The 22,755-nt window shown below is 70.3% G+C and carries 23 protein-coding genes; 9 read left to right on the forward strand and 14 right to left on the reverse strand.

All coding sequences use genetic code 11. The features are described 5' to 3' along the window. Positions 1 to 155 precede the first annotated feature (155 nt). Positions 156 to 2,639 carry a glycoside hydrolase family 5 protein gene (locus RAMLITH_RS06125; RefSeq protein ID WP_168106506.1) on the forward strand — a complete coding sequence of 828 codons (2,484 nt, stop codon included), beginning with the start codon at positions 156 to 158 and terminating at the stop codon, positions 2,637 to 2,639. Positions 2,640 to 2,649: 10 nt separating this feature from the next. Here the strand turns inward: RAMLITH_RS06125 and RAMLITH_RS06130 are convergent, their stop codons facing one another. The 13 genes from RAMLITH_RS06130 to RAMLITH_RS06190 all read right to left on the reverse strand — a co-directional run bounded on the left by RAMLITH_RS06130 (position 2,650) and on the right by RAMLITH_RS06190 (position 14,962). Continuing rightward, positions 2,650 to 3,912: a 3-isopropylmalate dehydratase large subunit gene (locus tag RAMLITH_RS06130; protein WP_168106507.1), complete on the reverse strand. Its 1,263-nt coding sequence runs from the start codon at positions 3,910 to 3,912 to the stop codon at positions 2,650 to 2,652. After that, positions 3,909 to 4,412: a LeuD/DmdB family oxidoreductase small subunit gene (locus RAMLITH_RS06135; RefSeq protein ID WP_168106508.1), complete on the reverse strand. Its 504-nt coding sequence runs from the start codon at positions 4,410 to 4,412 to the stop codon at positions 3,909 to 3,911. Before RAMLITH_RS06135 ends, RAMLITH_RS06130 begins: the two co-directional genes overlap by 4 nt. Next, positions 4,409 to 5,122 carry a nitroreductase gene (locus RAMLITH_RS06140; RefSeq protein WP_168107177.1) on the reverse strand — a complete coding sequence of 238 codons (714 nt, stop codon included), beginning with the start codon at positions 5,120 to 5,122 and terminating at the stop codon, positions 4,409 to 4,411. The genes RAMLITH_RS06135 and RAMLITH_RS06140 overlap by 4 nt, the downstream gene beginning before the upstream one ends. Before the next feature lie 8 nt (positions 5,123 to 5,130). Continuing rightward, complete coding sequence (locus tag RAMLITH_RS06145; RefSeq protein ID WP_168106509.1) at positions 5,131 to 6,006, reverse strand: hypothetical protein; 876 nt, start codon at positions 6,004 to 6,006, stop codon at positions 5,131 to 5,133. Further along, positions 5,999 to 6,766: an ABC transporter ATP-binding protein gene (locus RAMLITH_RS06150; protein WP_168106510.1), complete on the reverse strand. Its 768-nt coding sequence runs from the start codon at positions 6,764 to 6,766 to the stop codon at positions 5,999 to 6,001. Before RAMLITH_RS06150 ends, RAMLITH_RS06145 begins: the two co-directional genes overlap by 8 nt. A 25-nt stretch (positions 6,767 to 6,791) precedes the next feature. Next, the gene (locus tag RAMLITH_RS06155; protein WP_168106511.1) at positions 6,792 to 7,958 is read right to left on the reverse strand and encodes an amino acid ABC transporter substrate-binding protein; all 1,167 of its coding nucleotides are present in this window, start codon (positions 7,956 to 7,958) and stop codon (positions 6,792 to 6,794) included. 62 nt (positions 7,959 to 8,020) lie between these two features. Beyond that, positions 8,021 to 8,980 carry a beta/alpha barrel domain-containing protein gene (locus RAMLITH_RS06160; protein ID WP_168106512.1) on the reverse strand — a complete coding sequence of 320 codons (960 nt, stop codon included), beginning with the start codon at positions 8,978 to 8,980 and terminating at the stop codon, positions 8,021 to 8,023. 12 nt (positions 8,981 to 8,992) lie between these two features. After that, positions 8,993 to 9,700 (reverse strand): ABC transporter ATP-binding protein, encoded by a 708-nt coding sequence (locus RAMLITH_RS06165; protein ID WP_168107178.1) that lies wholly within the window; start codon positions 9,698 to 9,700, stop codon positions 8,993 to 8,995. Then, positions 9,697 to 10,695, reverse strand: a complete 999-nt coding sequence (locus tag RAMLITH_RS06170; RefSeq protein WP_168106513.1) for a branched-chain amino acid ABC transporter permease — start codon at positions 10,693 to 10,695, stop codon at positions 9,697 to 9,699. The genes RAMLITH_RS06165 and RAMLITH_RS06170 overlap by 4 nt, the downstream gene beginning before the upstream one ends. Next, on the reverse strand, positions 10,692 to 11,555 hold the full coding sequence (locus tag RAMLITH_RS06175; protein WP_168106514.1) for a branched-chain amino acid ABC transporter permease: 864 nt from the start codon (positions 11,553 to 11,555) through the stop codon (positions 10,692 to 10,694). The genes RAMLITH_RS06170 and RAMLITH_RS06175 overlap by 4 nt, the downstream gene beginning before the upstream one ends. Before the next feature lie 22 nt (positions 11,556 to 11,577). Next, positions 11,578 to 12,789: a CaiB/BaiF CoA transferase family protein gene (locus RAMLITH_RS06180; protein ID WP_168106515.1), complete on the reverse strand. Its 1,212-nt coding sequence runs from the start codon at positions 12,787 to 12,789 to the stop codon at positions 11,578 to 11,580. A gap of 36 nt (positions 12,790 to 12,825) precedes the next feature. Next, positions 12,826 to 13,701, reverse strand: a complete 876-nt coding sequence (locus RAMLITH_RS06185) for an HpcH/HpaI aldolase/citrate lyase family protein (RefSeq protein WP_168106516.1) — start codon at positions 13,699 to 13,701, stop codon at positions 12,826 to 12,828. A gap of 7 nt (positions 13,702 to 13,708) precedes the next feature. Then, positions 13,709 to 14,962 carry a CoA transferase gene (locus RAMLITH_RS06190; RefSeq protein ID WP_168106517.1) on the reverse strand — a complete coding sequence of 418 codons (1,254 nt, stop codon included), beginning with the start codon at positions 14,960 to 14,962 and terminating at the stop codon, positions 13,709 to 13,711. Positions 14,963 to 15,135: 173 nt separating this feature from the next. On the opposite strand from RAMLITH_RS06190, the gene RAMLITH_RS06195 reads away from it, so the two are divergent. The 3 genes from RAMLITH_RS06195 to RAMLITH_RS06205 are packed head-to-tail and all read left to right on the forward strand — an operon-like array spanning position 15,136 to position 17,859. Then, complete coding sequence (locus RAMLITH_RS06195; protein ID WP_168106518.1) at positions 15,136 to 15,984, forward strand: GntR family transcriptional regulator; 849 nt, start codon at positions 15,136 to 15,138, stop codon at positions 15,982 to 15,984. Then, positions 15,977 to 16,876: an HpcH/HpaI aldolase/citrate lyase family protein gene (locus RAMLITH_RS06200; protein WP_168106519.1), complete on the forward strand. Its 900-nt coding sequence runs from the start codon at positions 15,977 to 15,979 to the stop codon at positions 16,874 to 16,876. Before RAMLITH_RS06195 ends, RAMLITH_RS06200 begins: the two co-directional genes overlap by 8 nt. An 11-nt stretch (positions 16,877 to 16,887) precedes the next feature. Further along, positions 16,888 to 17,859 carry an HpcH/HpaI aldolase/citrate lyase family protein gene (locus RAMLITH_RS06205; RefSeq protein ID WP_168106520.1) on the forward strand — a complete coding sequence of 324 codons (972 nt, stop codon included), beginning with the start codon at positions 16,888 to 16,890 and terminating at the stop codon, positions 17,857 to 17,859. A gap of 110 nt (positions 17,860 to 17,969) precedes the next feature. On the opposite strand, the gene RAMLITH_RS06210 is transcribed toward RAMLITH_RS06205, so the two are convergent. Further along, complete coding sequence (locus tag RAMLITH_RS06210) at positions 17,970 to 18,218, reverse strand: DUF3820 family protein (protein WP_168106521.1); 249 nt, start codon at positions 18,216 to 18,218, stop codon at positions 17,970 to 17,972. A gap of 138 nt (positions 18,219 to 18,356) precedes the next feature. On the opposite strand from RAMLITH_RS06210, the gene RAMLITH_RS06215 reads away from it, so the two are divergent. The 5 genes from RAMLITH_RS06215 to RAMLITH_RS06235 all read left to right on the forward strand — a co-directional run bounded on the left by RAMLITH_RS06215 (position 18,357) and on the right by RAMLITH_RS06235 (position 22,741). Then, entirely contained in the window at positions 18,357 to 19,298 is a 942-nt protein-coding gene (locus RAMLITH_RS06215; RefSeq protein ID WP_168106522.1) for a hypothetical protein, read from the forward strand. Positions 19,299 to 19,409: 111 nt separating this feature from the next. Beyond that, the gene (locus tag RAMLITH_RS06220) at positions 19,410 to 19,652 is read left to right on the forward strand and encodes a hypothetical protein (RefSeq protein ID WP_168106523.1); all 243 of its coding nucleotides are present in this window, start codon (positions 19,410 to 19,412) and stop codon (positions 19,650 to 19,652) included. Positions 19,653 to 19,775: 123 nt separating this feature from the next. After that, the gene (locus RAMLITH_RS06225; RefSeq protein WP_168106524.1) at positions 19,776 to 20,048 is read left to right on the forward strand and encodes a YkvA family protein; all 273 of its coding nucleotides are present in this window, start codon (positions 19,776 to 19,778) and stop codon (positions 20,046 to 20,048) included. 66 nt (positions 20,049 to 20,114) lie between these two features. After that, a complete protein-coding gene (locus RAMLITH_RS06230) occupies positions 20,115 to 21,455 on the forward strand; it encodes a TldD/PmbA family protein (RefSeq protein ID WP_168106525.1) in 1,341 nt (446 codons plus the stop codon). After that, positions 21,452 to 22,741: a metallopeptidase TldD-related protein gene (locus tag RAMLITH_RS06235; protein WP_168106526.1), complete on the forward strand. Its 1,290-nt coding sequence runs from the start codon at positions 21,452 to 21,454 to the stop codon at positions 22,739 to 22,741. The genes RAMLITH_RS06230 and RAMLITH_RS06235 overlap by 4 nt, the downstream gene beginning before the upstream one ends. Positions 22,742 to 22,755: the final 14 nt, after the last annotated feature.

The raw sequence follows: 22,755 nt of genomic DNA on the forward strand, positions 1-22,755 counted from the left end.
CCTGTAGGAAGGGTCCGTGCCGACTGTAGGAGCGGAGCCATTTCACCGGCGATAGCTCTTTCGGGCCATCACGGCAAAGGCCGAGCCTCCGATACTGCCGGACGAGCTTCCGCGCCACAGGTGTTCGCGGTGGCCACCGACGAGGAAACGCACAGATGCAGCGACGAGATTTCAACAAGACGGCCGCCGCGGCGGCCGTGGTCCTCACCGGTTGCGGTGGCGGCGGCGGCGGCGGCCCCACGGACGCGGCAGCGCCGGCGGCGCCGGACAGCGGTCCGGCCTCGCCCCCGGCCACGCAACCCGTGGCCGCGCCTCCCACGTCACAGGGCGCCCCGGTCGGCGCGTTCGTCATCGGCACCAACATCGCCAGCATGGAAGTGGCCGGCCCCGGCCTGCGCTTCGGCGGCAGCACGGTGCCCAACATCAACTTCACGGTGCCGCGGCGCGAGGACATCGCCTGGCTGGCCGCCAACGGCTACACCAAGACGCGCCTGCCGATCCGGTGGGAGATGCTGCAGCCCATGCTGTACGACACCAACGCCAACGCCGCCACGCGGGCCGCGCTCGGCGAGCCGGGCGCGTTCCATCCTGGCTACGAGAGCTACATCACCGGCGTGCTCGACGCGCACGCCGCGGCCGGCATCAAGTGCATGATCGACCTGCACAACTACTGCCGCTACCTGGACTTCGTGTACCAGCCGGACGGGTCGGTGCGCGGCCTGGTCAAGCCGCCGAACCCGCTGATCCACTCGTTCACCACCGACGCCACGCAGGTCCAGACCCGGATCATGGCGCTTGCGCCGGGGGCCACCCTGCGCATCGGGCACTTCATGGACATCTGGGCGCGGATCGCGCGCCGCTGGGCCGGCCATCCGGGCCTGGGCGGCTACGGCCTCATGAACGAGCCCTTCTACATGCCCAAGCCGGGCGAGACCGTCGAGGCCTTCGAGGGCTGGGACCAGGACCTCACCATCTGGCCCGCCTTCGCCAAGGCCGCCGTGGAGGCGATCCGCGGCATCGACCAGGCGACGCCGATCTATGTCACCGGCAACAACTGGGGCGGCGCCTGGACGCTGGGCACCGACAACCCCGGCTTCCCCATCGCGGCGCCCAACATCATCTACGACGTGCACGGCTACCTGGACGCGTTCAGCAACGGCAACGGGCTGGACTGGGACCTGGAAGCCGCACGCAACTTCACGTCGGGCATAGGCGCCGTGCCGGTGAACTACAACACCGGCGTCGACCGCCTCAAGTTCGCGGTGGACTTCGTGCAGAAGCACGGCGCCAGGCTGGCCCTGACCGAAACCGGCATGCCGCTCGACGACCCGCGCTGGCAGGAGGCGTACCAGCGCCTGATGAACTACGCGCGCCAGACCGGCACCGAGGTGTACAGCTGGGCCGGCGGCAGCCACTGGTACTACCGCAACCGGGGCATCAACCACGTTCCCGGCTGGCACCAGAACAAGACGCTGGAGCCGCCGATGTCCGGGCCGATGAAGGCCGCGGCCGGCGTGGCCAAGGCGACCATCTTCGACGATGGGGCCGGCTGGGCGCCCGGTGGCGGTTCGGTCACGATCACCGTCCACGCGCGCGGCTACCTCGCCAGCCCGGTGACGATCAACGTGGCTTCCAGCAACGGCGGCTCGCTGTCCAAGGCGACGCTCACGCTGGCCGCCGGTGCCAACAGCGAGGACTCGTACACGTTCACGCCGGCGCCCAACAGGGTCGCGACGCTCACCTACTCCAGCGCATCGGCGCCCAACCTGCCGCCGCCGCGCAAGGTGTTCTCGCTGGCCGATCCGGCGGCCTACGCCGCCACCAGCCTGCCCGACGCGGCGCTGGCGATCCTGGCGAAGTACGCGGCGTGCAAGTGGGAGCTGGCCGACGGCCACACCGACTACCTGCAGGGCGTGCCGGCGAGCGCGGGCCAGGCGGTGCGGGCGATCTCGGATTCGGGCTACGGTTCTTCCGTCGGCAACGCGATGGAGATGATCAACTGGACCAACACCGAGGGCGGCGCCGCGATGGGCACCATGACGCCGCCGGTGATGCGCGTCACCAACGGCCGCAAGAACTCGGACCACAGCCACTGGGACTGCCACGGCTTCTGGTGCCGCAAGCCGTGGGCCGTGCCCGGCCTGCAGCCGAACCCGCGCAACCGCATCCCGTACCACATCGACGATCCGCACTTCGTGATCGCGGCCGTGAGCGTGCCCGGCGCGGGCAACACCGGCATCGTGTTCCAGGCCTCCAGCGCGGACGGGGCGTTCTCCACCGAGATCGCGTTCGACGCCAGCCGGCCGCAAGGCAAGTGGCTCGATTCGATGGGCAATCCGGTGACGCTGACCGGCGGCGCGGCGCTGGCGCCGAACGTGCCGGCCGTGGTCACGATCACCTCCGCACCGGGAGCGCAGCAGCTGCGCGTCAACGGCGCGGTGCAAGGCACCGGCGCGGCGAGCTTCGCCCATTCGGAGTTCGGCAACGACCAGCTGCTGCTCGGCTGGGGCTTCACCAGCAGCTATCCGCGCCAGGGCTTCGGCGGGAACATCTATTCCTGCATCACCGGCAAGGGCGCACCGAGCGCCGCGGAACTGGCGGTGCTGGAGCGCTACCTGGCTTCCACGGCGGGGCTGTAAGGCGGATCGTTCAGATCACCGTCCGCGGATCGGTGATCGTCCCGGTCAGCGCGCTCGCCGCCACCGTCGCCGGCGAGCCCAGGTACACCAGCGCGTCGCGATGCCCCATGCGCCCCAGGAAATTGCGGCTCGAGGACGAGATGCACACCTCCTCTTCGGCCAGCACGCCCTGGTGCATGCCCGCGCATGCGCCGCAGCCGGGGGTCGTCACGGTCGCCCCGGCGTCGATCAGCACCTGCAGCACGCCCGACTGCAGCGCCTGCGAATAGACGTTGCGCGACGCCGGCGTGACGACCATGCGCACGCCGCCGGCGATGCGCCTGCCTTTGAGGATGGCGGCCGCGGCGGCGAGGTCCTCCAGCCGGCCGTTGGTGCAGGTACCCAGGAAAGCCTGGTTGATGCGCACGCCGGCGAACTCCGTTGCCGGATGCACGTTGTCGACCTTGCTCGGCGCCGACACCAGCGGCACCACCGCGGCGAGGTCGAAGCGATGCCGCGCTGCGTAGCTCGCGTCCGCGTCCGGCTGCGGCATCTCGCCGGCCTCGATGCCCAGCTTCACGAAGTGCTCGCGCGTGACGGCGTCGCCCGGCACGACGGCGAACTTCGCGCCCATCTCGATGCCCATGTTGCACAAGGTCATGCGCTCGGGAATCGCGAGCCGCGCGACGCCGGCGCCGTGGTATTCGATGGACTGGTAGATCGCACCGCGCGCGGTGAGCCGGCCCAGGATCGTCAGCACGAGATCCTTGGCGCTGGTGCCGGGCGGCAGCGCGCCGTCGAGGTCGATGCGGATGCTCTCCGGCACCCGGAACCACAGATTGCCGTGCGCCCACAGGTAGGCCATCTCCGCGCCGCCGATGCCGCAACCCAGCGCGCCGACGGCCCCGATGGTGATCGTGTGCGAGTCCATGTTGGCCAGCAGCTGGCCGGGCAGCACCATCCCGCTCTCGACGGCGATCTGGTGCGAGATGCCTGCGCCGACGTCGAACAGCCGCTCGCGCGGCAGCCCGAAGCGCTCGAACAGCTGGCGCCCCACCCGCTGCACGTGCGCATGCAAGGGGGTGTCGGCCGGCGCGTAGTGGTCGTAGAAGAGCGCGATGCGCTCCGGCCGCGCCAGCTTGTCGACGCCGTAGCGGCGGAAGTTCTGGTCGATCAGGCCGATCCCGTCGTCGAGCGCGAACGTCCAGTCCGGACCGATCTCCACCATCTCGCCGGCGCGCACCGGGTGGCCGGCGAGGCGGCCCATCACCTTCTCCGCCAGGGTCGCTTTCATGCTTCGACCCCGCGCCGGCCCGTCTTCGCCGCCCACAATCCGCCCGCCGTGAGGATCTCCAGCACCTCCGGGGGCAGCGGCGTGAAGCGATGCGGCGCGCCGGCCACCACCGCCTCGCCGCTGCGCAGGTCGGCCTGCACCCGGTCGCCGTCGCGGATGGTGGCGGCCAGCGCCTCGTTCATCACCACCGCCAGGCCGTTGTTGACGGCGTTGCGGAAGAAGATGCGCGAGAACGACTTCGCGACCACCAGCCTCACGCCGGCGCCGATCATGGCCGTGACGGCGTGCTCGCGCGACGAGCCGCAGCCGAAGTTCCAGCCGCCGACGACCAGGCCGCCGGCCATCACCTGCTGGCGCACGCCCTCGCCGAGCGTCTCGAACAGGTGCTTCGCCTGGTCTTCGGGCCGCAGCACCGCGAGCCACCGCCCCGGAAAGATCGTGTCCGTATCCACGTCGTCGCCCAGCACGGTGGCGACGCCCTCGACCCGGGCGGCGTTCATTCCTCGAAGCCCTCGAAGCTGGCGTACTGCGACAGCGGCGCGCGCTCGGTCACCAGCCGGTTGACCACCGCCTCCTCGTCGGCATGGCCCAGCGCCATGCCGCAGATGACGACCTGGTTGTCCGGAATGCCCAGCAGCGGCCGGATCAGCGTGTGGAAGTCGGCGAAGGCGGCCTGCGCGCAGGTGTCCAGGCCGCGCCCGCGCGCCGCGGTCGCCAGCGCGCCGATGAAGATGCCCAGGTCGAGCCAGCTGCCGATCTCCAGGTCCTCCTCCAGCGTGAACATCATGCCGATCGGCGCGCCGAAGAATTCGTAGTTCTGCCGGCGCTGGCGCTCGGTGGCCTCGAAGTCGCCCTTCGGGATGCCGAGCAGGCCGTACATGTCCCAGCCGATCTTGCGCCGCCGGCCGAGGTACGGCTCGCGCCATTGCTGCGGGTAGTAGTTCCATTCCCGCTGGTACTGCTCGCGCGGACCGCGGTCGATCGCCTCCAGGATGGTGCGGGTGATCTGCCGGCGCTTCGCGCCGGAGAAGACGTGGACCTTCCACGGCTGGATGTTGCTGCCGCTCGGACTGCGGCTGGCCAGTTGCAGCAGTTGCTCCACCTCGCGGCGCGCCACCGGCGTGGGCAGGAAGGCGCGCACCGAGCGGCGGGTGCGCAGGGCTTCGTCGGCGGTCAGGCGCACCTCGGTGCGGTCCGCGCCGCTTCGCATGACGCTGTTCACGTCTGGTCTCTCCTTTGACTCTCGTCGGGCAGGGCCCGGCGCAGCACGCCGCCGATCACCACCATCTCGGGAATGCGGCGGCTGAACCGCTCGATGGCCGACTGCAACTGGCGCGCCTGCTCGCCGGCCGGGGCATCGACATCGGGCGGCGGCACCAGCCCGCGCGCCACCGCGGCGGCGGCGGCGTCCACCTGCCGCTGCAGGCGCGCGGCGGCGGCGTCGATCGCATCGAAGGCCGGCGGGACGACGACGGCGGCATAACCCAGGAAGGCCGGCCAGTGCGCCAGGTGCCGGTACAGGCTCGGCCACAGCGGCGACGGCGCCGCGCTGCGCCCGCGATCGGTGAGCAGCAGCGCCAGCTCTCGCACCGTCGGCGACATGGCCGCCGGATCGATCATCGGCGGCAATGCGGGCTGTGCCGGCGGCGGCTCCCAGTCGAGCCACATGGCTTCATCCGCCGCCGCGCCGGCCCGGCCCGCGAGGTGCAGCGACAGGCAGCGCACCGCCATGATGTTGACCGGATTGGCGCGGTTGTATGCGTCCAGCACGACGGCGATCTGCCGCTCGTCGGCCAGCGTGAGGCCCGCCGCGCGCAGGGCGGCTGCGGGAATCGCTGGCTGGTGCGGGATCACGGCGTCCTGCGCCAGCGCCCATGCCTTGCGCTGCAGCTCGCCGGCGCGCAGGGCCGGTTCCAGCAGCCGCCAGCTCCACTCCAGCACACCGGGCATGGTGGCCAGGTGGCGGTAGATCAACGCGACCATCGGCACGCCGGACCAGCGCCGGATCTCCGCATAGATGCGGCGCAGTTCCCCGGTGGCGCGGGACTCGGGCAGCTCCTCGAGCAGCCCGGCCGCCGTCGCGGTTTCAGGCATCGGCTTCCTCGACCAGCAGCTGCACGTCCTCGGGAACCTGTCCCAGGAACAGCCGCTTGACGTTCTCGTTGCGGGCCAGTTCGGCGGCCTCGCCCGAGTACACCACCTGCCCCAGGTGCATCACGTAGCCGCGGTCGGACACCGAGAGCGCTCGCGACGCCTTCTGCTCCACCATGATCACCGTGAGGCCGTCGTCGCGCAGCGCCTTCAGTTTCTCGAACACGATGTCGACGAACTTGGGCGAAAGACCCAGCGACGGCTCGTCCAGGATGATGGTGCGCGGGCTCGCCATCAGGGCGCGGGCGATGGCCAGCATCTGCTGCTCGCCGCCGCTCATGGTTCCCGCCAGTTGCGACATGCGCTGGGCCAGGATCGGAAAGACCTGCGTCACGCGCTGCAGCGCGGTGTCGATCCGGCCCCGGTCGCCCTTGAGGATGTGCGCGCCGATCTCGAGGTTGTCGCGCACGGTCATCTCGGGCACCACCACGCGGCCCTGCGGCACGTAGCCGATGCCGCGGTAGACGCGCTGCCAGGCGTGCTCGCGGGTGATGTCGACGCCGTTGGCCAGCACCGACCCCTTCCAGCACGGCAGCAGGCCGGCGGCGGCCTTGATCACCGTCGACTTGCCGGCGCCGTTGGAGCCGATGATCGTGGTGATCAGCCGCGCCGGAAAGCGCATCGACGCGTTCCTGACGACGGCCACGTCGCCGTAGCCCGTCGTCAGGTCGCGCACCTCCAGCGGAAAAACTTCTTCGGTCATGCGCAAGGTCCTGCTGCAGCGCGTGTCACTTGGCGTCCGATCCCGGCATCGGGACCTTGGCTTCGGCGGACTTCAGCTCCTCCGGCCAGATGATCTCGCGCTTGCCGTTCTGCACCTGCACCAGCAGGCCGCGGATGCCGATCTGCATGCCGGTCTTCGGCTCGACCTCGTGCTTGCCCATCACGGTGTCCAGCTTCATCGTGGTCAGCGTCTCGCGCAGCTTCTCCTGGTCGATCGAGCCGGCCTTCATCACCGCTTCGCCCAGCACGTAGACGGCGTTGTAGCCGAACGACGAGTAGTAGCCGGGCTCGTAGTTGTATCTGGCCTTGAAGTTCTTCACGAACTCGGCGTTGCCGGAGGTCTTGAGCGAGGGCTCGTACAGCGACATGCCGATCGCGCCCTCACCGTCCTTGCCGGTGGCCTTGACGAAGTCCTCCTGGGCCACGCCGTTGTGCACGAAGATCTTGGGCGTGTAGTTGGAGGCGCGGAACTGCCGCATCATCTCGATCGCCTCGTTCGGATAGCCGACCGAGACCCACAGCTCCGGCTTGCTCTGGCGCGCGCGCGCGATCTGCGACGAGAAGTCGACGTTGCCGGACGGGAAGTACTCGTCCATCACCATGTTCACGCCGTTCCTCTGCGCCTGGCCCTTGACGACCTTCTCCATGTCGCGCGCCGCGGCATAGTCGCGCGACACGAACGCCATCGACTTGACGTTGTACTTCTTCATCAGCGGCTCGATCCCGTCCACGTAGGCCGAGATGCGGGCCGCGGTCTGGAAGATGTACTTGAAGCCGCGCTGCTGGATCGACTCGGAGGCGCCGCCGCCGTTGATCATGATCCGCTTGTGCTTCTCGGCGACCGCGGTGGCGGTGGCCGCCTGGGCCGAGCCGATCGTGGACACCAGCAGGTCGACCTTGTCGCTGGTGATCAGGCGCTCGTACAGTCGCGCCGAGGTGGCGGCGTCCGACCGGTCGTCGTAGACCACGAACTCGACCTTCTTGCCCAGCAGCCCGCCGGCGGCATTGGTCTGGTCGCGCCACAGCTCGACGCCGCGCCAGTAGTGCTTGGCCGAGTCGGCGAGGTTGCCGGTCTCGGACAGCGCGATGCCGATGCGGATCGTGTTCTGGGCCTGGGCCGGGGCGGCCACGGCGGCGGCGGCCACTGCGATGGAAGCGAGCACGAATTTCATGGTTGTCTCCTTGATGGATGGGCCTCGCGGCCCGGTTGCTCTCGAAAAAACTTGCGGCGTCCTCAGGCCGGATGCGGGTTGCGCGGGTGGGCACGGCCCTGTTCGAGCAGTTCGGTCCGGGTGCCGACGTGGGCCGCGTGGCTGCGCGCCTCGATGCCGAGCATGGCCGCGATCTCGCGCGACGCCGCCACGGCCTCGCCCGGGTCGACGCCGGTGCGCACGCCCATCGCCTCGAACATGCCGACCAGGTCCTCGGTCGGCAGGTTGCCCACGGACGCGACGCTGGTCGGCATCGCGATGCCGCCGCCGATGCCGCAGATCGAGCCCTCGATGAAGCTTGCGCCCGCGTCGACGGCTGCCAGCACGTTGGCCGTGCCCCAGCCCGAGAGGTTGTGCACGTGGTAGCCGAATTCGCAGTCGGGCAGCTCCTGCGCCGCTCGCCGGAACAGCGCGCCGACCTGCGCCGGGTCTTCCATGCCCATCGAGCCGGCGAGATAGAAGCGCCGGATGCCGCCTTCGCGCAGCTGGCGCAGCACGGCCATCGTCTTGTCCTGGGGGATGGGCCCCTCGTAGGCGCACCACATGGCGACGCCGATCGCCATCACGAAGCCGATGCCCGCCCTGTCGGCGGTGCGGAAGCACTCGATGCCCTGCTCGATGGCCTGCGGCAGCGACATGTTCTGGTTCTTGCGCAGATAGGTTTCGCTGACGGTGATCAGCCCCAGCAGTTCGTCGAGCTTCGAGCCCAGCGCCCGCTCGGTGCCGCGCACGTTCGGCACCAGGGCGCGGTAGACGGTGCCCGGGCGGCGCTCGATCCGCGCGCAGACCTCCTCGGCGTCCTTGAGGTTGGGGATCACCGTGTTGCGCGCGAAGCCGGTGACCTCGATGACCGGAAAGCCGGCGCGCGACAGGCGGTCGATCATCGCGATCTTGGTGTCGGTGTCCACCCACTTGTCCAGGCTCTGCAGGCCGTCGCGCGGCCCCACTTCGCTGATCGTGATCTGGTCTGGCAGGTTCAGCACGGGCTCTCCAGTTCAGAAATAGGCGTCGAGGACCTTGGGGTCGTTGCGCACCGACTCCGGCGCGCCGCTGGCGATCACGTTGCCCTCGGCCAGCACGTAGACCAGGTCGCATTCCTGCAGCACGATCCGCATCTCATGGTCGATGAAGAACACCGTGAGGCCCCTGGCGCACAGCGCCTTCAGGTGCTCGACGATGCGGTTCTGCAGCCGCGGGTTGATGCCGGCGAACGGCTCGTCCAGGAGCATGATCGATGGCTTGAGCATCAGCGCGCGCGCCATCTCCACCAGCTTGCGCTGGCCGTATGACAGCTCGGAGCCCCACTTGTCGGCGATCGCGGTGATCTCGAGGAACTCCAGCAGTTCGCGCGCCCGCTTCACCGCCGCCCGGTCGTCCATGCCGTGCGCCACCGCCACCAGGTTCTCCATCACCGTCATCTCGGCGAACAGCCGGCTGATCTGGAAGGTGCGGCCCACGCCGCGCCGGCAGATGTCGGCCGCCGAGGAGCCGGTGACTTCCTGGCCCTCGATGTACACGCGGCCGCTGTTGGGCGTCAGCGTGCCGGCGATGATGTTGAACAGCGTGGACTTGCCGGAACCGTTGGGGCCGATCACGCCGGTGATCGAGCCGCGCTTCACGGCCAGGCTCGCCTCGTTCAGCGCGATCCTTCCGTCGAAGCGCTTGGAGACCTTCTCGGTCACCAGGATGTCGTCGGCGTTCATGCTTGCGCCCTCTTCACTTCCTCGCGCACGGCCGGCGCCGGCGCCGCTTGCGCGCCGTCCTCGCGTGCCAGTTGGCGGAACATGCTGCGGCCGGCCGGCAGCCAGCCCTTCTTCATTGCCAGGTTGACGATGCCGCGCGGCATGTACAGCACCGCCAGCAGGATCAGCACGCCGACGATCGCCAGGTAGTACTCGGGAAAGCGGGCCCACAGCAGTTCGTTGACCACCGACAGCACGACGGCGCCGACCAGCGGCCCCAGCACAGTGCCCATGCCGCCCAGCAGCACGATGGCGATCGTCGTCAGCTCCATCACGGGCGAGAACGCCGTCGGCGGGTCGATGAAGCCCAGGTACACCGCGTACAGCGCGCCCACGGCCGCCGGCGCGATGGCGGACACCACGAAGGTGCCGATCTTCAGCCGCGTCGTGCGCACGCCCAGCGCGTCGGCCGCCTGTTCGTCCTCGCGGATCGCCAGCAGCTTGAGCCCCAGCCGCGAGTTGTCCAGGCGCCAGGTGCCCAGCATGACCAGCATCGCCACGCCGACCAGGGCGAAGTACACCGGCTTGAGGTCGCTGAGCGGCACCAGGTACAGGCCGGTGCCGCCTTGCGTCACGGAATCGAATCCGAGCACGAACGATTCCAGGACCCGGGTGAGCCCGAACATGCCGATCGCGAAGTACGGGCCCTTGAGCCGCAGCATGGCCGCGCCCAGCGGAATCGCCAGCGCGATGCCGGCCAGCGCCGCCAGCGGCACGGCGAAGTACCACGCCATGCCGCCCTTGATCAGCAAGGCGCCGGTATAGCCGCCCAGGCCGAAGAAGCAGACCTGGCCGAAGTGGGTGTAGCCGGCGTAGCCGCCGATCAGGTTCCAGGAGTAGCCCAGGATCGTGAACACCAGCAGCTGGATGGTGAAGGACAGCGCGTATTCGCTGCCCAGGTAGGGCACCGCCAGCGCCGCGGCACCCAGGAGAAGGAAGACGGCGACGGGTTTCATGTGCGCGCCCCCACGCCCAGCAGGCCGCGCGGGCGCACCAGCAGCACCACGAGCATCAACAGGAACAGCAGCGCCGAGCCGATCACGGCACCGGTCAGGTAGCCGCCCATCACCTCGATGATGCCCAGCAGCAGCGCCGCGGCAATGGCGCCGGGATAACTGCCCATGCCGCCGACGATGATCACGGCGAAGGCCTTGATCAGGAAGCGAACGCCCAGCTGCGGGTCGGACGCGAACGTCGGGGCCATCAGCACGCCGGCCAGTCCGGCCATCGCGGCGCCGAGCGCGAAGGTGGCGTTGCGCACCTGCTCGATCGAGATGCCGGAGATCTCGGCCAGCTCGGGCGCCTGCGACACCGAGCGCACGGCGCGCCCGAAGCGGGTCTTCTCCAGCACCCACCAGACCGCCAGGCTCACGCCCAGCGCGACGGCGAAAGCCACCAGGCGAGACACCGAGATGTTCACGCCCAGCAGGTTCACCGAGCCGCCCAGCACGCCCGGCAGGCCGCGGTAGCCGCCGCCCCAGGTGAGGATGGCGGCGTTCACGAGGATCGTGGACAACGCATACGTCGCCAGCAGCGTCATGATCATCGGCGCGTTGGCCAGCCGCTGCAGCACCAGCCGGTGCATCAGCAGGCCGACGCCGGCGGTGAGCATCGGCACCAGGATCACCGCCGCCCAGAACGGGAAGGCGTAGCCGGCGACCAGCGAGACGGTGCTCAGCGCCCCGATCGCCATCAGTTCGCCATGCGCGAAGTTGATGACGCGCATGACGCCGAAGATGAGGTTCAGGCCGCACGCCATGAGCGCGTACAGGCCGCCGAGGAGCAGGCCCCCGACCAGGAGCTCCGTGATGGGCATCAGTCGTTCCTTCCCTGGTGGATCAGATCACGCCTTCGGCGGCGAGCCGGCGCAGGTCGTCGTCGGTGAGTCCCAGCAGGCCCTTGAACACCTCGTCGTTGTGCTCGCCCAGCTTCGGGCCGAGCCACTTCACGCTGCCGGGGGTGTCCGACAGCCGCGGCACGAGGTTGGGAATCGGCAGCTCACCGACCCGCTCGTCCTGCATCTTCAGGATGTTGCCGCGCGCCTGGTACTGCAGGTCCTCGAAGATCTCGTCGATCGAGTAGATCGGCCCGCACGGCACCTGGTTCTCCTCGCAGATGCGCAGCAGCTCGGCCCGGTCGTGCTTCGACGTCCATTCGCCCACGTGCCGGTCCACCTGTTCGCGGTCGCGCTCGCGGTTGGCGAGCGTGCCCCAGCTTTCGGGCTGCGCCAGTTCCGGCTGGCCCATCGCCACGGCCAGCCGCGCGTAGATCTTGTCGTTGGTGCAGGCGATCGCGATCCAGCGTCCGTCCCTGGTCGGATAGTGGCTGTGCGGCACCACGTTGACGGTACCCGGGCCCATGCGCTGGCGCACCAGCCCCTTGTACGCGTAGGCCGGCGCGATCTCGTCGAGGATGCGGAAGATCGGCTCGTACAGGCCGATGTCGATCATCTGGCCGCGCCCGGTGCGATGCCGCGCCTGCAGCGCCAGCAGCGTGCCCAGCGCGCCGTAGAGGCCCGCCATGTAATCGGGGATCGTCGCCGAGCCGGGCGTGACCGGCGGGCGGTCCGGAAAGCCGGCCAGGAACGACAGGCCGCCGAAGGCATTGGCGATGCGCCCGAACCCCGGGCGGTCGCGGTAGGGGCCGGTCTGTCCATAGCCGGAGATGCGCACCATGATCAGGCGCGGGTTGATCTCCTTGAGCGTGTCCCAGCCGAGGCCCCACTTCTCCAGCGTGCCGGGCTGGAAGTTCTCCACGAAGACGTCGGCCTTGGCGACCAGCTGCTTCATCAGCCGCGCGCCCTCGGCGGTGCGCATGTCCAGGGTGATGGACTTCTTGTTGCGGCACTCCGACAGCCACGGCAGCGAATCGCCGTTCTTCGTGATGGTGCCGAAGCGGCGCAGCGCGTCGCCGATTTCCGGCAGTTCCACCTTCCACACCTCGGCGCCGAACTCGGCGAGCTGGGTGGAGCAGAACGGGCCGGCAAGGAAGCTCGACACGTCGATGATCTTGATGTCGTCGAGCGGCTGGAGGGCAAGGTCTTGCAGCATGAAGGTTCCGGTTGGAGGGATCTGGGGGCCGCGCGCTCAGCGCTGCGCCGCGGCGATGGCGTCCGCCCGCGCGATGAGGCGCTGCGCGCGGTACACGATGGGGTAGTCGACGAACTGGCCGTCGACCTGGATGGCCGCCAGGCCGTCGCGCTCGGCCTGCGCGAAGGCGTCGAGGACTTTCCTGGCGTGCGCCAGTTCGGCGTCGGTGGGGCGAAAGCAGTCGTTCACCACCGGCACCTGGTCCGGATGGATGCACAGCTTGCCCTGGAAGCCCAGGTCCTTGGCCCGCTGCACCGAATGCTGGAAGCCTTCGGGATCCTTCAGCGACACCCACACGGTGTCCAGCGGCGGCTCCAGGCCGGCGGCGCGCGACTCGACGACGAAGGCGGTGCGATACGGCAACAGTTCGGTCTCGTCGCGCGACCAGGTGATGCCCACGTCCAGCGTGAAGTCGCCGGCGCCGAACGACAGACGTTTGGTGCGGCGCGCCGCGCGGGCGATGGCCGCGAGGTTGGAGAACCCGGCGGCCGTCTCGATGATCGGGATCAGGTCGATGCCGCCTTCGGGCAGGCCGCGCTCGCGCTCCAGCGCCGCGAGCAGCCATTCGGCGGTCTGCAGGTCGCCGGCGCTCTCGATCTTGGGCACGATGATGCCGTCGACGCCCGCCGTCACGACGGCCACGAAGTCGCCGTGGCTCCACTGGGTGCCCAGCGAGTTGACGCGCACGTAGCCCAGGCAACGCCGGTCGCGGCGCAGCGCCGCCACCACCATGCCGCGGGTGGCGGTCTTCTCGGCGTTCGCGACGGCGTCCTCGAGATCGAGGATCACGGCGTCGGCGCCCAGCGTGAGGCATTTCTCGACCCGGCGTGCATGGTTGCCCGGGGCGAACAGGAAGCTGCGAAAGACCGGCATGGAACTCCTATCGGTTGGCCGTGGCGCGGCTGGCGCCCAGGGCTATGCCTTGTGATTCGACTTCGGCCGGCGTGAAGCCCAGCAGGTCCACCAGCACTTCGCGGTTGTGCTCGCCCAAGCGCGGACCGGTATGCCGGATGGCGCCGGGCGTGCGCGAGAGCTTGCCCACGACGTTCTGCATGCGCAGCGGCCCGCCCAGCTCCTCGTCGTGCAGCGCCACGATGTTTTCGCGGGCGCGCACGTGCTCGTCGTTGATCACGTCCTCGACGTTGTTGACGGGCGAGATCGCCGCCTCCAGTTCGACGAAGCGGTGCATCAGCTGGTCGCGGTCGAAGCGGCCGATGGCCTCCTGCAGCGCCGCGTCGAGCGCGTCGACGTTCTTCAGGCGCGCGCGGTTGTCGGCGAAGCGCGGGTCCTTCGGCAGGTCGGGGATTTCCAGCGCCTGGCAGATGCGCTCGAAGATCGACTGCGCGCTGCCGCCCACCGAGATGAACTTGCCGTCGCGGGTGCGGTAGATGTTGCGCGGCGCCGTGAACGGCAGGCGCGAGCCGGCGCGCTCCTGGATGATGCCCAGCTGGTCGTAGTTCACCACCTGCGGGCCCAGCAGCGTGAGCAGCGTTTCGTACAGGGCCAGGTCGATCACCTGGCCCCGGCCGCTGCGGCGCTTCTCGTGCAGCGCGATCGAGGCGAGGTAGGCGGCCATCAGGCCGGTGGTGGAATCGGCGAGACCGAATCCGGGCAGCAGCGGCGGGCCCTGCGGCTCGCCCGAGATGTACACATAGCCGGCATATGCCTCGGCGATCGTGCCGAAGCCGGGGCGCCGGCTGTTGGGGCCGGTCTGGCCGAAGCCCGTCACGCGCAGCACGATCAAGCCGGGGTTGATTTCCATCAGCACCTCGGGCGCGAGGCCCCACTTTTCCAGCGTGCCGGTGCGGTAGTTCTCCACCAGGATGTCGGCCTTGGCAACGAGGCGCTTGACGACGTCGACGCCGAACGGCGTGCGCAGGTCCGCCGTGACCGACTTCTTGCCGCGGTTGACGGCCTTGTAGTACAGCCCGACGCCGTTCCTGACCTCGCCCCAGCGCCGTACCTCGTCGCCCGCGCCGGGGCGCTCGACCTTGATGACGTCGGCGCCGAAGTCGGCCAGGAACATCGACGCCAGCGGCGCGGCGAGGAAGTTCGAGATGTCGACGACGGTCGTGCCGGCCAGCGCCATCGCGCTGCCCATGCCTTCGCGCTCGCCCGGGGGGGAAGCTGCCACGCTTGTCTCCATGTGGGCACCTGGTGCGGGACGGACCGCCCGTTGGGGCTTGTCCGCATTCGCCTCGCGCCGGCGCTTTTTTAAAATGTGCGTATGTACGTACAATATGAGCGACCGCGCGGATCGATAACCCGGGATTACCCCGAGCGAGCGCGGCAGCGAGGGCCCTGCCGATGAGTCCCACAGGTCGCGCCGCACCCCAGCCCGGCAGCAGCGCTGCCGCCGAATCGCGGTTCGCGCCGCCGTCGCCGGCGGCGGGCCGCCTCGACACGGCGCGGCTGCCGCTGTACCTGGCGCTGGCGCGGACGCTGATGCAGGACATCGACAAGGGCCGCTACGCCGTCGGCAGCGCGCTGCCCCCCGAAGACGTGCTGGCACGCCATCACGGCGTGAGCCGGCACACGGTGCGCCAGGCGCTGCGCGAACTCAAGGACGAAGGGGTCATCTGGGCCCGCGCCGGCATCGGCACCATCGTGCGGGCGCGGCCGGAGGCGCCGCGCTTCTTCAGCGGCATCAAGACCGTGTGGGACCTGCTGCAGTTCGTCGAGGCGACCGAGATGCACGTGGTGAAGCGCCGCGAAGTGGTGGCCGATGCGGCGCTCGCGGAGCTGCTGCACTGCCCCGCCGGCCAGGCCTGGTACGAGATCACGATCCTGCGCAAGCTGCCGCAGGAAAAAGTGCCGCTCAGCTACCTGCAGGTCTACCTGCGTCCCGAGTTCGTGGACGCCGTCGGCCCGGAGAAGATCTTCACGCGCCCCATCTACTCGATGGTCGAGGAGCGCTGCGGCGTGCGCATCGTCGAGGTGCGTCAGGAAATCACGGCCGCCAACCTCGAAGCCGGCATGGCGCGCGCGCTGAAGGCGAAGGAGGGCCTCGCGGCGATGCGCATCACCCGCTATTACCTCGACCGCGACGGCGCCGTGATCGAGGTCGGCGTCGGCTACTACCCGAGCGGCCGCTACACCCAGCGCTCGCGCTTCCGCGCCCAGAGCGCCGACGGCGCCGGAGCCGGCCATGGCTGAACCGAGGCTGCGCCGCTCGATGCTGATGACCCCGGGCAATCGCCCGGACCGCCTGCGCAAGGCCGCGGGCTACGGCGCCGATTGCCTGGTGTTCGACCTCGAGGACAGCGTGCCGCCGCCCGCCAAGCCGGCCGCGCGCGACACGGTCGCGCAGGCCGTGCGCGAACTGCGAGGCCGCCGCGCGGAGCTGTGCGTCCGGATCAATTCGCTGGCGTCGGGGTTCGGTGCCGACGACCTCGCCGGGCTGCCGCTGGACCTCGTCGACTCCATCATGGTGCCAAAGGTGGAGTCGGCCGAGGGCCTGCTGCAGGTGCAGAGCGTGCTGGAGGCATTGGACTGCGACCGCGGCCGCGTACGGCCGCTCGAACTCGTGGTGATGCTGGAGACGCCGCGCGGCATCCTGCAGGCGCTGGCGATCGCGCAGGCGTGCGGCCGCACGACGGCGCTGTTCTTCGGCTCCGGCGACTACACCGCGGCCACCGGCGCGGCGATCAGCCCGACCACCTTGCTCTTTCCGCGCTCGACGGTCGCCGCGGCCGCCGGCGCCGTCGGCATCCAGGCGATCGACGCGGCGTACTTCGCCGACGTGCGCGACGCGCCCGCGACGCGGGCCGATGCGCAGGACGCGCGCGAACTCGGCTTCGCCGGCAAGGTGGTATTCCACCCGGCGCAGGTGGCCGTCGCCAACGAAGTGTTCTCGCCCACCGCCGCCGAAGTGGAGCGGGCCCAGCGCCTCGTCGCCGGCTACCGCCAGGCGCTGGCCGAGGGCCACGGCACGGCCTTGGCCGACGGGGTCTTCGTCGCGATCGACCTCGTGATTCCGGCCGAGCGGCTGCTGCGGCGCGCGGCGCTCGTGCGTGAGCGCGACGGTGCCTCCTCCTATCCAACCTGACCCCGAAGTCCATGACGCATCACCAACGCCCTTCCCGCCTGCAGCGCTGCGAACTCGCGGTGCCGGCCACCAGCCCGCGCTTCTTCGCCAAGGCCGCCGCCGGCGCCGCCGACTCGCTGTTTCTCGACCTCGAGGATGCCGTGGCCCCCAGCCACAAGGACCAGGCGCGCGCGCAGGCCATCGAGGCGCTCCAAGCCGTTGACTGGGGCGCCAAGACGGTCGCCGTCCGCGTCAACGGGCTCGACACGCCGTGGGCGCTGAAGGACATCGTCGACATCGCCCGCCAGTGCCCGCGCCTGGACCTGATCCTGCTGCCCAAGACCGGCTGCGGGGCCGACGTGCACTTCGTCGACCAGCTGCTGACGCTGGTGGAGCGCGAGACCGGCCGCGGCAAGCGCATCGGCATCGAAGTGCTGATCGAAAGCGCGAAAGGCGTCGCCAACGTCGAGGAGATCGCGCAGGCTTCGGACCGGCTGGAAGCGATGATCTTCGGCGTGGGCGACTACACGGTGGACATGCGCACCCACGACCGGGTGTTCGGCCGGCCCAGCGAGCGCTATGCGGTCCTGACCGATGCCGACGCGCAAGGCGTGCGCCAGCGCCACTGGAACGACCAATGGCATTTCGCGATGGCGCGCATCGCCACCGCCTGCCGCGCGTGGGGGCTGCGTCCGATCGACGGGCCGTTCACCGATTTCGGCGACGCCGACGGCTACCGCGCCTGCGCCCAGCGCGCCAAGGCCCTGGGCTTCGAAGGCAAGTGGGCGATCCATCCGTCGCAGATCGAACTGGCCAACGAGGTCTTTTCGCCTTCGGCCGAGGAACTCGAGTGGGCGGCCCGCACGACCGAACTGCTCGCGCAGACCACGCGCGACGGCCAGGGCGCCGTCGGCGCCAAGGGCGTGCTGATCGACATGGCTCACCAGAAGCTGGCCGACTCGATCGTGCAGCGGCAGGCGCTGATCGAGCGGCAGCCGCGCTGACGGCTCCGAAGACGGGCACCCGGACGCAGAAGCCGCAAAAGTCTCGCAGAAGCCGCAAAAGATTCAGGAAAGCAGGATCGCCAATCTGCTTTTCTTCTGCGGCTTCTGCGTCATCTTTGCGGCTTCTGCGTTCGGGTGTTGGGGTTCCTCGCGATCCCCCGCAGCGGCGCCAGCAGGTGCTTCAACCCGTTGTGGTCGATCTCGTGCATCAGCGCCAGCAGCCGGCCCACTTCGCCCGGCGGAAATCCTTCGCGCGCGAACCAGTTCAGGTAGTTGCCGGGCAGGTCGGCGATCAGCGTCCCCTTGTACTTGCCGTATGGCATCTCGACTTGCACCAGGCGCTGCAGCGGATCCGTCATGCGCCGATTGTCGGCGAGCGCTGGCCGCCCCCGCCGTCCAGGGTGCGCCCGCGCCGGTTCTGCGGCATCATCGGACCACAGGAGCAGTCGCCAGCGGCTCGCCAGACGGCCGTGCGGCCCAGGCCCGGCGGAGGTGCGATGACCGTGAGGAAGACTTGCCTCAAGTGCGGCCACACGGCCAGCGTGGTGCTATACGGCCTGGCGACCTGTCCGCGCTGCGGGGCCCTGTACGCCAAGACCGACGAAGCGCAGGCGGCGGCGCAGGCGGCCGCCCGACGGGCCGGCCGCAGGAAAGTGGCGTTGCTGGAACTGGCTGCCGTGGCCGTCGTGGCGGCGGCGGGGGCCGCCTGGCTCGCCCGGGCGTACGTCGAAAGGCAGGAACTTCGCGCGGCGGTGGACGACATCGTGCGCTGGGGCGCCGTGATGGCCGACGCCGACGCGGCGGCCGCGGCGCGCGCTGCGCTGGGCGAAGCGCGCATCCGTGCGGAGCGGCTGAAATACCGGGTCACGATCACTGCTTCGCCCCGCGGCACCGGCGCGGCCACCATCGAAGTGACCAACGGGTCCGCCGTGACGCTGCCGTACCTCACGCTGGAGACGCGCCGTTACCTGAACGGCGCCCTGGTCGGCTCGACGCAGGCGCCCATCGTCATCACGGGCGGCATCCAGCCGGGACAGACGCGCCAGTTCGTCTACGCACCGGCCGGGGACATGCGCGCCACGGCCTGGTCGGTCGCCCTCGCCCCCGCCGCGCAGGACGGCGGCGCGCAGCCAGGACTGGCCGAACTGCGCGGCGCGACGGGCGCCGAGCAGCTCGCGGCGAACTGCCAGGCCGCCGACCTGGCTGCGGCCGAGGCAGCGCTGCAGCGGGTCGGCACCTTCGATCCGTCCGGCCGCGACCTGCAGCTGAAGGAAGCGGCCGAGCCGCTCGCGCGGTCCCGCGGCGAGGCGTTCGTGCGCGCGGTGGCCGCCATCGGCGCGTGCCGCAACGCGCTGCTGACGGCGCTGACGGTGCGGCGCCACGACGGCGGGGAGTTCGCCGTCTTCGCCAGCGAGGACGGCTGGGTCAGGCTGTACTGACGAGGGAGCGGCACGACGGCCGAGCTACGCCTGGCAGGACATGTTGCGTCCGGTCAAGGCCGGCGCGGTCCGCGCGCCTATGGTTCCTGCATAGCCGCGAGGAGCCACACCATGCCAGAAGGTCCGCTGCAGGTCGGAGCGCCAGATCCCGAACGCGAGACTTCGCCGATCCTCGACGAGGACGAGATGGAAGACATCGAGCCGGCGGGCCCGGGTGGCTCCTGCCAGTTCAACGGCGTGGTCTTCCGCCTCGGCGACTACGTGCTGAGCGGCAGCGAGCTGCTGCGCTGCGAGACCCCGGGCGTCTGGGTGCGCGAAGGCGAGCTGCGCACCGACCGCCTCGGCCGTTCCTGAGCGCGGCCACGCGGGGGAGCGCCGGCGCGGAACCGGATGTAACCATCGTTGCCGCGCCCTTGCACCGCCGCCCGGGGAACCCATGTGTGATGGTCCCGGCCGCGGCGGCCGCAAGGAGGCCCCATGTTCAAACGTCTGACACTGCTGTGGTCGGTGGTTCGCGGCGATGCACGGCAGCTCTGGTTCGCGCTGCGGCATCCGGCGGCGCCAGGCTGGCTCAAGGTCGGCACGGCCCTGATCGCGCTGTACCTGCTGTCGCCGGTGGACATCGTGCCGGACTGGCTGCCGGTGATCGGCGTCCTCGACGACCTGGTGCTGGTGCCGCTGGCGATCCGCTGGCTGCTGCGGCGACTGCCGCCGGACGTCGCCGAAGCGGCCGCCCGGCGGCGCGGCTGAGGCCGGCGGGCGCGGCCGCCCGGCTCCTGCTGTAATACGGTCCTTCGAATCCCCGGAGGCCGCCCGATGGAGCACCTCGAAACGCGCCGCCACGAGCTGCGCAACCGCCGCATCCTCATGGTCGACGGCAACCTGACGCAGAACGCCCAGACGACCGAGGCCGGCGCGAGCGCCCGTGTCTACGAAGGCGGCTACTGGGGCTTCGCCGCCAGCAACGGAACCGGCGCCGCCGACATCGACCGGCTCACCGGGGAGGCCGCTCGCCATGCCGCGGCCATGGGCCGGTTCGGTCCACGCGCCGCGCGGCCGCTGCCCGGCGGCTCGTACCGGGGCGAACACGTCTTCGCGGGCCGGCCGGCCCTCGGCCAGCGCGAGTGCGTGGACCGCCTGGCGGCGCTGCACGCGTGGTGCCGCGAGCACTACCCGGACCTGACGTCGACCAGGTTCCTGCTGTCCGACGAGCACCACACCAAGCGACTCGCCACCAGCAACGGCAGCGACGTCCTGAACAGCATTCAGCGCGCCCTGCTCTACGTGACGTTCACGGCCCAGGGCGACGACGGCGCGCCGGTGGAACTGAGCGAGCACATCTCCGGCAAGGGCAGCCTCGCCGACCTGCAGCTCACGCCGCAGGCGCTGGCGCCCGTGCTCGACGACCTGTACCGCCACGTGCGCGCCAAGTGCAGCGCCGTCGCGGCGCGGGGCGGCCTGCACACCGTGGTGCTGGCGCCGCGGCTGGCCGGGATGCTGGCGCACGAGGCGATGGGGCACCCCTGCGAAGCCGACCTGGTGCTGGGCGGCGCCGTCACCCGCAGCCTGGTCGGCCAGCGCGTGGCGAGCGACCTGGTCACCATGGTCGACGTCGCGCACACCTTCCAGGGCCGGGAAACGATGATCCCCGTCTATGCCGACGACGAAGGCACGCCGGCGCGCGACGCGGTGCTGATCGACAAGGGCGTCCTCGCCGGGTTCATGAGCAGCCGCGAGACGGCGGCGCGCCTGGGGATCGAGGCCACCGGCAACGCCCGCGCCTACGGCCCCGGCGACGAACCGCTGGTGCGCATGCGCAACACGGCCATCCTGCCCGGCGACGCGAAGCTGGACGACATGATCGCGGGCGTGGAGGACGGCTACTTCCTGATGAAGACCTCCAACGGCCAGGCCGACTCGACGACCGAATTCATGTTCGGCATCAACCTGGCCTACGAGATCCGGGGCGGCCGGCTGGGCCGGGCGATCCGCAACACCACCCTCTCCGGCTCGGCGATCAAGGTCCTGCAGACGGCGGACGCCGTGTCCGACGACATGTACTGGAGCTGCTCGGGCTACTGCGGCAAGAAGCAGCCGATGGTGGTGTCCATGGGCGGGCCGGCCCTGCGCGTGCGGGCGCACCTGGGGGGCGAATGATGCATACGGCCACCGACCTGAACGAGCTGGCGCACCAGGCGCTCGCGCTGATGCGGGGCGCCGGCTTCGACGACGCGCAGGTGACCGCGAGCCACACCGGGCTGCACGAACTGAACGTCAACCACAACGAGCCCAGCCTGCTGCGCAGCGGCGACACCCGCAAGCTCGTGCTGCTGGGCATCGTCGACGGCCGCATGGCGAGCACGGAGGTCGCCGACCTGAGTCCCGAAGCGCTGCGCGAGCGCATCGCCGGCCTGTTCGACGATGCGCAGGCGGCGCCGCAGGACGACGCCAACGCGGTGTCGAGCGCGCAGCACGCCCGCATCGTCAAGGGGCCGCAGCAGCCGGACCTGGACGTGCTGGCCGGCAAGATGCGGGAACTGCTCGAATTCCGCGCGCGGGAGACCCCGCGCATGATGGTCGACGAGGCGGACGCCAAGCACACCCTGGTGCGCTCGCACACGCTCACCACGCGCGGCAGCGACCTGGCCGCGAGCGTGGGGAGCTACGGCATGGGCGTGTTCGGCACGGCGCGCGAGGGCAGCCGGTCGAGCTCCTTCAACTACACCTTCGGCAGTGCGGACGAGCTGGACGGCGCGCACGCTGCCGACTGGTTCGGCATCGGGCAGATGCTGCGCGACACCGAGCAGCAGATCGAGACCGAGCCGGTGGGCGCGCGCTTCGTGGGCGACGTCGTGCTGGCCCCCAACGCCGTGGAGTCGCTCCTGGAGTGGCTGCTGGGCCAACTGGCCGACACACAGCTGATTGCCGGCAGTTCGCTCTATCGCGACAGCGTCGGCCAGCCGGTCGGCTCGCCGCTGCTCGGCCTGCGCAGCCGCTTCGAAGCGGCCGGCTGCGCCCCGCTGTCGGCCGATGCGCACCTGGCCGCGCCCGTGGAACTGGTGTGCGGCGGCGTGCTGCGCTCGCTCACGCCCAGCCTGTACGGCAGCCGCAAGACCGGCCTGGCGCACGTGCCCTTGGGGCAAGGCTGGGAACTGGCCGCCGGGGAAACCTCCCTCGCGTCGCTGGTGGCAGGCGTCGAGCGCGGCGCCATCGTCGGCCGGCTCTCGATGGGCATGCCGGCGGCCAACGGCGACTTCTCCGGCGTGATCAAGAACAGCTTCGCGATTGCCGGCGGCGCGCGCGGGCCGGCGCTGGCGGAGACGATGATCTCCGGCAACATGGCGCGGATGCTGCGCGACATCACAGGCGCCAGCCGCGAACGCCAGGACCACGGCGCCCTGCTGCTGCCCTGGCTGCGGATCGCCAACCTGCACTTCTCCTGACCGGGCCGCCGGCG

The sequence above is a fragment of the Ramlibacter lithotrophicus genome, assembly GCF_012184415.1.
Classification (GTDB): Bacteria; Pseudomonadota; Gammaproteobacteria; order Burkholderiales; family Burkholderiaceae_C; genus Ramlibacter; species Ramlibacter lithotrophicus.

Bases quoted from the DNA above. Each gene is read 5' to 3' on its own strand.
- RAMLITH_RS06125 (WP_168106506.1), top strand. From the start codon at position 156: ATGCAGCGACGAGATTTCAACAAGACGGCCGCCGCGGCGGCCGTGGTC.
- RAMLITH_RS06130 (WP_168106507.1), bottom strand. From the start codon at position 3,912: ATGAAAGCGACCCTGGCGGAGAAGGTGATGGGCCGCCTCGCCGGCCAC.
- RAMLITH_RS06135 (WP_168106508.1), bottom strand. From the start codon at position 4,412: ATGAACGCCGCCCGGGTCGAGGGCGTCGCCACCGTGCTGGGCGACGAC.
- RAMLITH_RS06140 (WP_168107177.1), bottom strand. From the start codon at position 5,122: ATGCGAAGCGGCGCGGACCGCACCGAGGTGCGCCTGACCGCCGACGAA.
- RAMLITH_RS06145 (WP_168106509.1), bottom strand. From the start codon at position 6,006: ATGCCTGAAACCGCGACGGCGGCCGGGCTGCTCGAGGAGCTGCCCGAG.
- RAMLITH_RS06150 (WP_168106510.1), bottom strand. From the start codon at position 6,766: ATGACCGAAGAAGTTTTTCCGCTGGAGGTGCGCGACCTGACGACGGGC.
- RAMLITH_RS06155 (WP_168106511.1), bottom strand. From the start codon at position 7,958: ATGAAATTCGTGCTCGCTTCCATCGCAGTGGCCGCCGCCGCCGTGGCC.
- RAMLITH_RS06165 (WP_168107178.1), bottom strand. From the start codon at position 9,700: ATGAACGCCGACGACATCCTGGTGACCGAGAAGGTCTCCAAGCGCTTC.
- RAMLITH_RS06170 (WP_168106513.1), bottom strand. From the start codon at position 10,695: ATGAAACCCGTCGCCGTCTTCCTTCTCCTGGGTGCCGCGGCGCTGGCG.
- RAMLITH_RS06175 (WP_168106514.1), bottom strand. From the start codon at position 11,555: ATGCCCATCACGGAGCTCCTGGTCGGGGGCCTGCTCCTCGGCGGCCTG.
- RAMLITH_RS06180 (WP_168106515.1), bottom strand. From the start codon at position 12,789: ATGCTGCAAGACCTTGCCCTCCAGCCGCTCGACGACATCAAGATCATC.
- RAMLITH_RS06185 (WP_168106516.1), bottom strand. From the start codon at position 13,701: ATGCCGGTCTTTCGCAGCTTCCTGTTCGCCCCGGGCAACCATGCACGC.
- RAMLITH_RS06195 (WP_168106518.1), top strand. From the start codon at position 15,136: ATGAGTCCCACAGGTCGCGCCGCACCCCAGCCCGGCAGCAGCGCTGCC.
- RAMLITH_RS06200 (WP_168106519.1), top strand. From the start codon at position 15,977: ATGGCTGAACCGAGGCTGCGCCGCTCGATGCTGATGACCCCGGGCAAT.
- RAMLITH_RS06205 (WP_168106520.1), top strand. From the start codon at position 16,888: ATGACGCATCACCAACGCCCTTCCCGCCTGCAGCGCTGCGAACTCGCG.
- RAMLITH_RS06210 (WP_168106521.1), bottom strand. From the start codon at position 18,218: ATGACGGATCCGCTGCAGCGCCTGGTGCAAGTCGAGATGCCATACGGC.
- RAMLITH_RS06215 (WP_168106522.1), top strand. From the start codon at position 18,357: ATGACCGTGAGGAAGACTTGCCTCAAGTGCGGCCACACGGCCAGCGTG.
- RAMLITH_RS06220 (WP_168106523.1), top strand. From the start codon at position 19,410: ATGCCAGAAGGTCCGCTGCAGGTCGGAGCGCCAGATCCCGAACGCGAG.
- RAMLITH_RS06225 (WP_168106524.1), top strand. From the start codon at position 19,776: ATGTTCAAACGTCTGACACTGCTGTGGTCGGTGGTTCGCGGCGATGCA.
- RAMLITH_RS06230 (WP_168106525.1), top strand. From the start codon at position 20,115: ATGGAGCACCTCGAAACGCGCCGCCACGAGCTGCGCAACCGCCGCATC.
- RAMLITH_RS06235 (WP_168106526.1), top strand. From the start codon at position 21,452: ATGATGCATACGGCCACCGACCTGAACGAGCTGGCGCACCAGGCGCTC.